This is a genomic window from Pseudomonas sp. Z5-35, assembly GCF_051131945.1.
In the GTDB taxonomy this organism is placed as follows: domain Bacteria; phylum Pseudomonadota; class Gammaproteobacteria; order Pseudomonadales; family Pseudomonadaceae; genus Aquipseudomonas; species Aquipseudomonas marvdashtae.
This window is the reverse complement of sequence record NZ_CP071640.1, coordinates 1,322,990-1,334,119: the sequence shown is the minus strand read 5'-3', so window position 1 is coordinate 1,334,119 and position 11,130 is coordinate 1,322,990. Positions and strand designations below refer to the sequence as shown.

Annotated in this window: 8 protein-coding genes; 3 read left to right on the top strand and 5 right to left on the bottom strand. The window is 60.0% G+C overall.

The features are described from left to right. Positions 1 to 45: 45 nt before the first annotated feature. Entirely contained in the window at positions 46 to 3,249 is a 3,204-nt protein-coding gene (locus J3P95_RS06205; protein ID WP_434626396.1) for a hypothetical protein, read from the bottom strand. Positions 3,250 to 3,696: 447 nt separating this feature from the next. Between J3P95_RS06205 and J3P95_RS06200 the strand changes: the two genes are divergently transcribed. Then, positions 3,697 to 4,056 carry a DUF6124 family protein gene (locus tag J3P95_RS06200; protein ID WP_434561545.1) on the top strand — a complete coding sequence of 120 codons (360 nt, stop codon included), beginning with the start codon at positions 3,697 to 3,699 and terminating at the stop codon, positions 4,054 to 4,056. 89 nt (positions 4,057 to 4,145) lie between these two features. Here J3P95_RS06200 and J3P95_RS06195 read toward each other — a convergent pair whose 3' ends face one another. Both J3P95_RS06195 and J3P95_RS06190 read right to left on the bottom strand, forming a co-directional pair. Next, a complete protein-coding gene (locus tag J3P95_RS06195; RefSeq protein WP_434578265.1) occupies positions 4,146 to 4,505 on the bottom strand; it encodes a PilZ domain-containing protein in 360 nt (119 codons plus the stop codon). Positions 4,506 to 4,780: 275 nt separating this feature from the next. Then, the gene (locus J3P95_RS06190) at positions 4,781 to 5,155 is read right to left on the bottom strand and encodes a tetratricopeptide repeat protein (RefSeq protein ID WP_434578266.1); all 375 of its coding nucleotides are present in this window, start codon (positions 5,153 to 5,155) and stop codon (positions 4,781 to 4,783) included. Between the two features lie 323 nt (positions 5,156 to 5,478). On the opposite strand from J3P95_RS06190, the gene pyk reads away from it, so the two are divergent. Beyond that, entirely contained in the window at positions 5,479 to 6,930 is a 1,452-nt protein-coding gene (pyk, locus tag J3P95_RS06185; RefSeq protein ID WP_434561539.1) for a pyruvate kinase, read from the top strand. Between the two features lie 79 nt (positions 6,931 to 7,009). On the opposite strand, the gene J3P95_RS06180 is transcribed toward pyk, so the two are convergent. Continuing rightward, on the bottom strand, positions 7,010 to 7,957 hold the full coding sequence (locus J3P95_RS06180) for an iron-sulfur-binding ferredoxin reductase (RefSeq protein ID WP_434578268.1): 948 nt from the start codon (positions 7,955 to 7,957) through the stop codon (positions 7,010 to 7,012). Beyond that, the gene (locus tag J3P95_RS06175; RefSeq protein WP_434578270.1) at positions 7,950 to 9,056 is read right to left on the bottom strand and encodes a diguanylate cyclase domain-containing protein; all 1,107 of its coding nucleotides are present in this window, start codon (positions 9,054 to 9,056) and stop codon (positions 7,950 to 7,952) included. Before J3P95_RS06175 ends, J3P95_RS06180 begins: the two co-directional genes overlap by 8 nt. A 543-nt stretch (positions 9,057 to 9,599) precedes the next feature. Here J3P95_RS06175 and J3P95_RS06170 point away from each other — a divergent pair. Beyond that, complete coding sequence (locus J3P95_RS06170; RefSeq protein ID WP_122589657.1) at positions 9,600 to 11,123, top strand: fumarate hydratase; 1,524 nt, start codon at positions 9,600 to 9,602, stop codon at positions 11,121 to 11,123. Positions 11,124 to 11,130: the final 7 nt, after the last annotated feature.

The following is an 11,130-nucleotide window of genomic DNA, read 5'->3' as shown; positions in this document are numbered from 1 at the left end:
TGTCAGATCTGACAGTTCATAAGACCGTCCGTCGACGGCCCAGCATCAGGGTTGCGAAGAGGGAGGCGGGACGTCGAAGCGCCCGCTGTCAATCCAATCGGAAACCGTGCCGTCCCCCGCGCTGTCCGTGAGGGTTTGCTTGAATCGGCACCAATGACCGCCGCTGGGTAATGACATCACCGCTTCGCCCTGCCAAGCGCCGGCATCGACTCCAAGGTCGGCGACCAAGGCTCGATCGGGGTTGTACCAACTCACCACCTGCCCGACACCCGGCCTGCCCCGGCCTTCGAACTCGACCGGATTATCGACCCAATGTCCCGACGCCGGCACATCGATGGAAGGCAGATAAGTCCCCAGCACCACGGCGCGCGGCGCCGAATCCTCGGATTCGAACCCCTCGCTTTCCGCCACGGCCACCAGGCCATGGGCACCGCCGGGCTGATCGAGCGTCACGGTCACCGACCAGGTGCGGTCTTCCAGGACCGGGCTGCGTCCCAGTATTTTCAGTTTGGTATCGCCCAACCTCACCGTCACCGTGTCCCCCGGCACGCCGAAACCCGACACCACGACCCGCCGACCGATGCGCTCACCCATGGCCGGGGTTTCGATGAAGGGCGCGGCAGGCACCACGTTGTAGGCCAGCCAGTCGCTGTATGCAGAAGACTGTTCTTTGCCATCCTCGTCGACAAAAAATTGCCGGGCCCGAATGGTGGTCTCACCAACGGGCAAGGTCACCTCGGCTTCCCAATCGCCATTGAAACTCACGGAAATGTTTTCACGCAACGGTTCGTCTCGGCCTTGTAGCCAGACACTGACCCGCCCATTCCGCATGCCTCTGCCCGACAATTGCGAGGTACGCGGCAGCTTTCCGCCGGGCTGCGGCACGTCGAATTCCGGGGGCAACAGCACTACCGTAAAATCCAATTGAGCACTGTGCTCCGATTGGCGTCCATCCAATGTCTGCTGCGCATCGACGACGTAATCACGAAATTCCAATCCGCTGAGTTCGATAAACCATTCGCCATCAGTGGTGAGCATTTTTGGCTCGCCCAGAGGCCTTTTGAATTGAGCGTCGCGCAGTTGCATCGTCGCCCCGGCCATGCCCTCCCGCCCTCGAATGGTCACATCACGGCCCACCTCACCAGGGTCGGGATGGGTGATGACCGGTTGGAGCATTGGCACAGACACCGTGAACGTCCTGGATGCTGGCGGCGATGTTTGCTCGGCGTCGGTCTGGGTGAGGGTGGCGGTGTGAGTGATTTCAGGTTCAAACGGCGTCTCGCGCCGGAAACTCCAGCTGCCGTTGTTATTGGTGACGGGGTGCTCGGTGTTGCTGTCGCTGTATTTGAGTTTCAGAACCGCGCCGGGCCAGCAGGTGCCGCTCAGATCTGGCGAGAGGCCATTTTCCACGGGCACGTTCATGACCGGAGCCAAAGGTGGGATGGTGATCTCGAGCTTGTACCAGTTCGGTGACGACTGGCCATCCAAGGATTGCTTGAGATGGACTTCTCGTTTGTACGTCGGGCCCCATACCTGTGATACCCGACTTGACCATTCGCTGTTGCTCACCGGCGCGTTGGGCGCGGCATCGTTGCCACCGCCAGGGTTGGCAAGCCTCACCGAGGCTCCGGTGAAACCTTTACCCGAGATCGTTGGTTGATAATCCTGCGTGTAGGTCACTTCGCTTACATCGGGCAACACCCGATTGACCGGGAATGTGTGGGGTTGTGACTCAATCCAGCCACCCGCATGGTCGGAAACCTTCTGAATCGCCTTCAGGCTGTAGCTGCCAAACGGCCAGTTTGTCGCCGTCGTGTACCACCCGTCGTCCTCCACTGGCACCTCGGGCGGCGGCTCGACGGTCGGGCCGCTGACGACTGTGATCTGGACGGTTGCGCCGGTATAGCCTGAGCCGGAGAACCTGATTGCGGTTTCGGACAGGTCGGTGACAGTGACGTTGGTGAGCGTGGCAGGTCGGACGTCAAACGCACGGGGCTCACTGCGATCTGAATCTTCACCGTTGAGTCTCAGCAGTGCGACCAACGATCGCCTACCTGGATCCACCGTCACGGGACAGGTCCAGCTAGTCCCGGCTAACACGCCGGAACGACCAACTTCCACGGCGTTATCGTTGAATACATGGACTTGAGCGCCCAGGGCACCGCCGGTGCCCGAAAGCGTAAAGGACATATTTTGCACCGAGCCGGCTACCGGGTCGGTGATTTCTGGGGAAGGGCGGGGAATTACGTTTACCCGGATATCGGGAGCCCAATTTGACTCAACACCAGCGAGAGTCTGTTTGGCGGTGAAGTGATGCTCACCCAGTCTCAACCGCTCGAGCAAATACAGACTCCAGACGCCCGGCCAAATCACATAAGTGTCGATATGGGATATTTCATCGCCCGTACCGGTCTGATGAATCTGCACCTTTGCGCCGATTACACCCGTACCGGAAAACCATGGTCTATTCCCTACATCCGTATCTGATTCAGGTGTAACGATTATTGGATTGGCAAATACCACCTTAAAATTGATATCCCTTGCCCAGTTGGAAACCATACCGTCTAAATGCTGTTGGGCGGTCCAGCTATGATCTCTCGGCAATAACGGTGTGAGCAGGTCTGCTTTCCACCAACGGTTAGCTTCTACTCTAGCCGGAAGGGATAACACCTCGGCAGTTAAGCTCTTATGGACATAAACCGTCGCGCCAGGTTCACCGTAGCCTTCAACTCGCACATCTGGCCGGACGATAGCAGAATTTACGGGAGAATTAATGCTCGGAGGTGAAAGAAAACGTGCGATTTTATCATCTGTAAGATTATCGGGATCGGCGATGGGATACGAGTAGTAAAAGCTAAAGTATATGGTCGCATTGTTAGCATTTGCCCTAACACTTGCGGTAGAAGCCAAATTATGCGGCGCTCCGTCCTGAAATGCTCGTCCTTCTATCTCCAACCAACCTGAGTCTGCAACAGGACTCATAACCTTCAGAAAAATTCTTCCAAATTGATTTGAATAATAACTGGCCCTGGCGGTATATCTCAATGTAGTTACGCTGAATGAGTCACCGTTAGTAGACCACTCATATTTCACTCGTAGCTCAGCCCAGTTTTGACCTCTCTCTCCTTTCAGAACGATTTCAGTAGCCGTCATTTCGGAAAATGAAATGACCTCCCGCTTATCGGCATCTTCAATTTTCGCGTCATTTTCCCTAGGACTGTTTTTTTCGAGATCGTCGTCAATGCTCATCACCCACCCCATCGATAGTTAAAGGCGTTTAGCCAAACGGGCTTTGAGGCAGTAAAAGCTATGGCGGGCTGTACAACACCTGACAGATCTGACAGTCCAGACCAACGGCAACACTTGGTGTAAGAAGACGCCAAGTTGACTACAACGCCTTGCGCAACGGACTACAGATCCGCCAGAATCCGCCGACTTGTGCGCCTTGGCCTTGCCCCGTAACGTGATCCGCGTCGCTGACACCTCAGCGATCGGGTTTAGTCGCTCGGAGGTATAACGGAGTGCATAAGCGTCATCTCAGTAGGGGGCCACTCTCCCTGCTCAATGGTGGCTGTGCGCAGGGCGCCCTCGGGCGCGCCGGTTTTATCGTTATCCTCCCGGTCGACTAACCTGCGTACAGCCGCCACCCCTCGTTTAGTCGCGAGTCGGTGGTAGCCCATTAAAAGGATGACGATGATGATCAAACCAACCCCCAATCCCCCGAAAAAAGCCTCACGCCCCACCGCAAAAACCGCCGAAGAAATCAACCTCGACAAAGCCGCGCAAAAAGCCCTGGACCATTACCTCAAGCCCGACAAACCGGCCAAGTCCCAGCGGCAGCTGGACTGCTTCATCGTCGCCCCGGACGCCGACCCCGAAGGCATGCTCGTGCACACCTACGAAACCTTCTGCTCGGTGAGCACGCTGATTCTGGATTTATCCGAAGACCTGGAAGGCGCCCCACGCAACCTGGCCCTGGCGATTCACCAGATGGGCGAGATGGGGGTGTTGTTGCTGGAGAAATTGCTGGATGGCGAGACGAAGGTACAGCGTTGATGGCTGTGTAACAGCGCTGGCGCACCTGTGGCGAGGGAGCAAACTTTCTCGCCACGGTTTAGCGGACTACCCGGCAAGCAGTCGACGGCTCAAGCCGATGCGGGCATCGGATAAAAACAGAAATACTGCTGTAACGCGCTCACCAACTGCCCGTACTCCGGCGGTGCCCATTGCAGGCTGAAACCGGCGTCGAAATGTTGTGGGGTCACGTCTTCCTGGCACCACAGGCAGGTGGCTTTCACTTTGATATGCTGCTGCGGCCCGTCGTCGGCTGGCATCTTCAAGCGCAGGTCGAAGTGTGCCCCGACCATCAACGGCAAATGGCTGATCAGCATCAAGCCGTTTTCTGAGACGTTGCCCAGAAAACCGATGGGTTTATCGTTGATACCGTTGAACACTTCAAGGAAATACGACAACTGATGTCGTTCAATGCGACGCTCTTTGTACATGTCTTGTATCGCTTTTTTGAACAGCCGCGTACACGGCCAATCGAGTGCTTCGGAACGAGCCTGCACCAGCCCGCTCTCCCCGAGCCCGGTGCCAGACGCTTGCAAGCATGCTGGCGCACTTCTGCCGGTCTCAGGTGACGCTGCGAAATTAGAGCATAGGCTCTAGTCACGACTTGTACAAAAATATAGCTCACGCAGGCATAAGCGTCAGGTCGACACGATGCCAGTCATCGGTCCGACAATCGTTTTGCGCCAATGGTTTCATCGCGACACGATCAGAACGATGTGGGGCGAACAGCCGTGGCGCTGCGAGTCGGGTAATGGCCGAGGCTCTGCAGGGTTTCGAGACGTGCGCGGGCGCGGTAGGCGTATTCGCTGTTGGGGTACTGGGTGAGGATGAATTGATAGGTTTGCGCCGCATCGACGAACAGTTTCTGCCGCTCCAGGCACTGGCCGCGCATCATCGAGACTTCCGGCTGCATGTAGCGACGGGCACGGCTGGCGCGGTCGACCTTGGACAACTCGAGCATGACTTGCTCGCAGTTGCCACGCTCGTAGGCCTTGTAGGCCAGGTTCATGTGGTGGTTCATCGACCAACGGGTACAGCCCGTGATACTCAGGGCCAGGGCAATAAAAAGCACGAATCGCATGGGGAGGTTCTCCTGTCTTGAGCTGTTTATCGACCTGGATGGGAAAATCTTCAGCCTGAAAAGGATCGGACGAGCTCTTGTGGCGAGGGAGCTTGCTCCCGCTGGGGCGCGCAGCGGCCCTGAGATTTTGCGGTCGCTGCGCAACCGAGCGGGAGCAAGCTCCCTCGCCACCCAAGCAATGTTCGGCTTTCGCGCTTGAGAGGCGCAAAAATTTTCAGGAATGTTCATTTCGAAAAACAAACGAATAAGTAGTGCACATGAACGATGACTACACCCAAAGACCATAGTAGCCTTCGCTGGCGCTTGAACTTGAGGAGTCTTGCATGTCCGTCCGTCGCACCAAAATCGTCGCTACCCTTGGCCCGGCCAGTAACTCGCCGGAAGTTCTCGAACAGCTGATTCTGGCTGGCCTGGACGTTGCCCGTCTGAACTTCTCCCACGGCACGCCCGACGAGCACAAGGCTCGTGCCAAGCTGGTGCGTGACCTGGCCGCCAAGCATGGCCGCTTCGTTGCCCTGCTCGGTGACCTGCAAGGCCCGAAGATCCGCATCGCCAAATTCGCCAACAAGCGCATCGAGCTGAAGATCGGTGACAAGTTCACCTTCTCCACCAGCCACCCGCTGACCGAAGGCAACCAGCAAGTGGTCGGCATCGACTACCCGGACCTGGTCAAGGACTGCGGCGTGGGCGACGAGCTGCTGCTCGACGACGGTCGCGTGGTGATGCGCGTCGAAACCGCCACCGCCACCGAACTGCACTGCGTCGTGATCATCGGCGGCCCGCTGTCGGACCACAAGGGCATCAACCGTCGCGGCGGCGGCCTGACCGCCCCGGCCCTGACCGAAAAAGACAAGGCCGACATCAAGCTGGCCGCGGAAATGGAAGTCGATTACCTGGCCGTGTCCTTCCCGCGTGACGCGGCGGACATGGAATACGCACGTCAACTGCGCGACGAAGCCGGCGGCACTGCCTGGCTGGTGGCCAAGATCGAACGCGCCGAAGCAGTGGCCGACGACGAAACCCTCGATGGCCTGATCAAGGCGTCCGACGCCGTGATGGTGGCCCGTGGCGACCTGGGCGTGGAAATCGGCGACGCCGAGCTGGTGGGCATCCAGAAGAAGATCATCCTGCACGCACGCCGCCACAACAAAGCGGTGATCGTCGCGACCCAGATGATGGAGTCGATGATCCAGAACCCGATGCCGACCCGCGCCGAAGTGTCCGACGTAGCCAACGCCGTGCTGGACTACACCGACGCGGTGATGCTCTCGGCCGAAAGCGCCGCCGGCCTCTACCCGCTCGAAGCGGTGCAGGCCATGGCGCGTATCTGCATCGGCGCTGAAAAGCACCCGACCGGCAAGACTTCCAGCCACCGCATCGGCAAGGAATTCACCCGCTGCGACGAAAGCATCGCCCTGGCGACCATGTACACCGCCAACCACTTCCCGGGCGTCAAAGCAATCATTGCCCTGACCGAGAGTGGCTACACGCCGCTGATCATGTCGCGCATCCGTTCCTCGGTGCCGATCTATGCGTTCTCGCCACACCGCGAAACCCAGGCGCGCGCAGCGATGTTCCGCGGCGTGTACACCATTCCGTTCGATCCAGCTTCGCTGGAGCCGCACGAAGTCAGTCAGAAAGCCATCGATGAACTGACCAAGCGCGGCGTGGTGGAAAAAGGTGACTGGGTCATCCTGACCAAGGGCGACAGCTACCACACCACCGGCGGCACCAACGGGATGAAGATCCTGCATGTCGGCGACCCGATGGTTTGATGATCGGCTGACAAACCAACGCCTGGAAAACAAAAAGCCCCGCCATTCACATGGCGGGGCTTTTTGTTGTGCAAACTGATCAGCCCACACCGTTCTCGCGGGTGAGGAAAACATCCGCCAACAACTGATTGCGTGGCAACCCCGCCAGGTACAGACGCTTGGCAAACGCCTCGACCCGTTCCGGCTGGCCGCACACCAAGGCCTGGGTCTGCCGGGACGTCAGGCGCAGTTGCGCCAGTGCCGCTGGCGCCTCGGCCCCGATGATCCACTCAACGCTCAGGTTTGGATGTTTGGCCGCCAGGGCCTGCAGAGGTTTTGCGAGATAGTGTCCGCTGGCGTCACGGGCCACATGTATCAGGCGAATCGCGCCTTGATGCTGCTGGCGCAAGGCTTCGCGCAAGATGCCGAACAACGGCGCCAGGCCTGTGCCGGACGCCAGCAGCCACAACGGCTTGTCATGCCAGTCGGGATCATAATGCAGTGCGCCGCCGCGCAGTTCACCGAGGCGAATCGGGTCGCCAGCCTTCAGTTGTCGCGCCGCACTGATGAATTGACCAGGTTCGCGACAATCGAGGTGAAATTCCAGGAAACGGTCTTCCCCAGGCAAACTCGCCAAGGAATACGGGCGCGCGACGTCACCGGCCCAGAGCACCAAGTGTTGCCCGGCTCGATAACGCAGCAGTCGCTCTGGGGTGATGCGCAAGCGCAGCACGTCGGCGCCGAGCCAATCCACTGCCACCACCTCGGCAGCCTGGCCGTCGCGTTGCGGATCGAACGTGTGGATCTGCACATCTTCGGTGACTTGGCATTGGCATGCGAGTCGCCAACCTTGGTCACGCTGCGCAGGACTGAGGGCGTCAGGTCGACTGTCACGTACATCGCCGCTCACGCATTGAACCAGGCACGCATGGCAACTGCCGGCACGGCAACTGTAGGGCACCGACACGCCGGCCTGGTTGAGCGCGTCCAGCAAGTTGGCGCCCGCCGTCACCGTCCATTGCCGGCCGGTGACTTTCAGCTCAGGCATCGATGTTCTCCCAGGCGGCGGCGCAACGATTACGGCCATCCCGCTTGGCACGGTACAAGGCCTGGTCGGCGCGCTGCAAGGCGCTGTCCAGGTCATCGCCCATTTCCAGCATCGTCATGCCCACCGACAGGCTGAGACTGCCGACGCGCAACTCGATCACCTGAACTTCGTTGAACGCCAGCCGCAAGCGTTCGCAACAAGCCGTCAGGCGCGCCGGGTCGCACGCTGGCAGCAACATGACGAATTCTTCGCCGCCATAACGGGCCAGCACATCACCTTCACGCAGGCAGGCCGTGGCCACGGTCGCGAATGCCTGGAGCACCTGATCGCCAGCGGCATGGCCGTGCAGGTCGTTGATGCGTTTGAAATGATCGAGATCGATCAAGGCCAGCCCATGGGCGACGCCGGGCCGCAATGTATTGAGTTCGCGGCTCGCCAGGCGCAGGAAATGCCGACGGTTGAACAGCCCGGTCAGTTCATCGGTGGCCACCAGGTCTTCAAGCTGGCGCATCATGCCGCGCAGGGTGTCCTGGTGCGCCTGCAAGGCGAACCGGCGCTGGCGCATGCGTTGGCGCGAGGTCTGGACGTAGCGGGCATACAACACCAGCCACACCAGCACGATGAACAACACGCACACTTGCAGCCCGGCGAGGGTCGGATCGGAAAGCCGAAAGAAATAGCCGTCCCACAGCGTGATGCCGGTAAAGCTGATGAACACCAGCGTCGCGCAGCGCACGAAGGCCCGTCGCGTCAGGTGGAACAGCCCGAACAGCAGGATCAGCACATAGAACACCAGGAACAGGCCCCGGGCCTGGTCAAGGTGCGCCATCATCCAGGTCTGCCAGCCCAGGCCGATCCAGACCTGTACTTCCGTGAGGCTGGGGTCGGCGAAGCGCAAGTTGCGGCCAGTGATGAACAGCGTGAACAACCCGACCTGGCACAGCACTACCAACACGCTGCCGATGACGACGCCGCGCAACGAGTCGAGGTAATGGCCACTGAAAAACGCCAGCCACAGCAACACCAGTGCCAGCGCATAAGTCGTGGCTGCCAGGGCGAAGCGTTTCAGCAAAAGGCGTTGGATGGCGTTATGGGTCAATCGGTGACTCACCATGGGAAAGGGGGCTGATAGAGGTGTCCTACGCTACAGGCCAGACGCCACTTTAGTGGCGTGTTCGGCAAATGACCATTCAATTCTGGCTCAGAAAAATGGCGTCAAAGCAATGGCCCAGATTGACGCATCTGCCGGCCCCGACGCTGCCCCCGTGGCGAGGCAGCTTGCTCCCGCTCGGCCGGGCTGGCGCTCCAGTACGCAGCGACCGCAAAATCTTGGGGCCGCTACGCAGCCCAGCGGGAGCAAGCTCCCTCGCCACGGGGTGCATTCCAGCCCTTCAGCGCGCAGGTTGCCATCACCAGCAACCTCGCTCCCATAGGTTGCCCGCCTGCGATATACTGCCGCGCCTTTTTAGCGTCGCGCCAGCATGCCCGGCGTGCCTTGACCTGGGGCCAGCTGTAAGCTCCAAGCTCCAAGCTCCAAGCGGTAAGTTCAAAGCAGTACGCGTACTGCTTCAGCTTGTTGCTTGGAGCTTGAAGCTTACAGCTGCCTCATAAAATGTTCCCGTCTTAGAGAGGAGCGCGACTCATGACCGTGATCAAGCAAGACGACCTGATTCAGAGCGTTGCCGACGCCCTGCAGTTCATTTCCTACTACCACCCCGTGGATTTCATCCAGGCGATGCACGAGGCCTATCTGCGCGAAGAATCGCCGGCGGCCCGTGATTCCATGGCGCAGATCCTGATCAACTCGCGCATGTGCGCCACCGGCCATCGGCCGATCTGCCAGGACACCGGCATCGTGACCGTGTTCGTGCGCGTGGGCATGGACGTGCGTTGGGATGGCGCGACCATGGGCCTGGACGACATGATCAACGAGGGCGTGCGTCGCGCCTATAACCTGCCGGAAAACGTCCTGCGTGCATCGATCCTCGCCGACCCCGCGGGCGCGCGCAAAAACACCAAGGACAACACCCCGGCGGTCATCCACTACTCCATCGTCCCGGGCAACACCGTGGAAGTAGACGTGGCGGCCAAGGGCGGCGGTTCCGAGAACAAGTCGAAGATGGCGATGCTCAACCCGTCCGACTCGATCGTCGACTGGGTACTCAAGACCGTTCCGACCATGGGCGCCGGCTGGTGCCCACCGGGCATGCTCGGCATCGGCATCGGCGGCACCGCCGAAAAAGCCGCGGTCATGGCCAAGGAAGTGTTGATGGAATCCATCGACATCCACGAGCTCAAGGCCCGCGGCCCGCAGAACCGTATTGAAGAAATGCGCCTGGAGCTGTTCGAGAAGGTCAACCAACTGGGCATCGGCGCCCAGGGCCTGGGTGGCCTGACCACCGTGCTCGACGTGAAGATCATGGATTACCCGACCCACGCCGCCTCCCTGCCGGTGTGCATGATCCCCAACTGCGCCGCCACCCGTCACGCCCACTTCGTGCTCGACGGCACTGGCCCGGCCTCGCTGGAAGCGCCACCGCTGGACGCCTACCCGGAAATCGTCTGGGAAGCCGGCCCGTCGGCCCGTCGCGTGAACCTCGACACCCTGACCCCGGAAGACGTACAGAGCTGGAAACCGGGCGAAACCGTGCTGCTCAACGGCAAGATGCTCACCGGCCGCGACGCCGCGCACAAGCGCATGGTCGAGATGCTGAACAAGGGTGAAACCTTGCCGGTAGACCTCAAGGGCCGCTTCATCTACTACGTCGGCCCGGTCGATCCGGTGGGCGACGAAGTGGTCGGCCCGGCCGGCCCGACCACCGCCACGCGGATGGACAAGTTCACTCGCCAGATTCTTGAGCAGACTGGCCTGTTGGGCATGATCGGCAAATCCGAGCGCGGCCCGACCGCCATCGAAGCGATCAAGGACAACAAGGCCGTCTATCTGATGGCCGTCGGCGGCGCCGCTTACCTGGTGGCCCAGGCGATCAAGAAATCCAAGGTCCTGGCGTTCGCCGAACTGGGGATGGAAGCGATCTACGAGTTCGAGGTCAAGGACATGCCGGTGACCGTTGCGGTCGACAGCAAAGGCGAGTCGGTGCACATCACTGGTCCCGCCATCTGGCAGCAGAAGATCAGCGAAAGCCTCGCGGTGGAAGTGCAATAACACGCAC

Excerpts from the sequence above, each read along its gene's own strand:
- J3P95_RS06205 (WP_434626396.1), bottom strand. The coding sequence starts at position 3,249 with ATGAGCATTGACGACGATCTCGAAAAAAACAGTCCTAGGGAAAATGAC.
- J3P95_RS06200 (WP_434561545.1), top strand. The coding sequence starts at position 3,697 with ATGATCAAACCAACCCCCAATCCCCCGAAAAAAGCCTCACGCCCCACC.
- J3P95_RS06195 (WP_434578265.1), bottom strand. The coding sequence starts at position 4,505 with ATGTACAAAGAGCGTCGCATTGAACGACATCAGTTGTCGTATTTCCTT.
- J3P95_RS06190 (WP_434578266.1), bottom strand. The coding sequence starts at position 5,155 with ATGCGATTCGTGCTTTTTATTGCCCTGGCCCTGAGTATCACGGGCTGT.
- pyk (WP_434561539.1), top strand. The coding sequence starts at position 5,479 with ATGTCCGTCCGTCGCACCAAAATCGTCGCTACCCTTGGCCCGGCCAGT.
- J3P95_RS06180 (WP_434578268.1), bottom strand. The coding sequence starts at position 7,957 with ATGCCTGAGCTGAAAGTCACCGGCCGGCAATGGACGGTGACGGCGGGC.
- J3P95_RS06170 (WP_122589657.1), top strand. The coding sequence starts at position 9,600 with ATGACCGTGATCAAGCAAGACGACCTGATTCAGAGCGTTGCCGACGCC.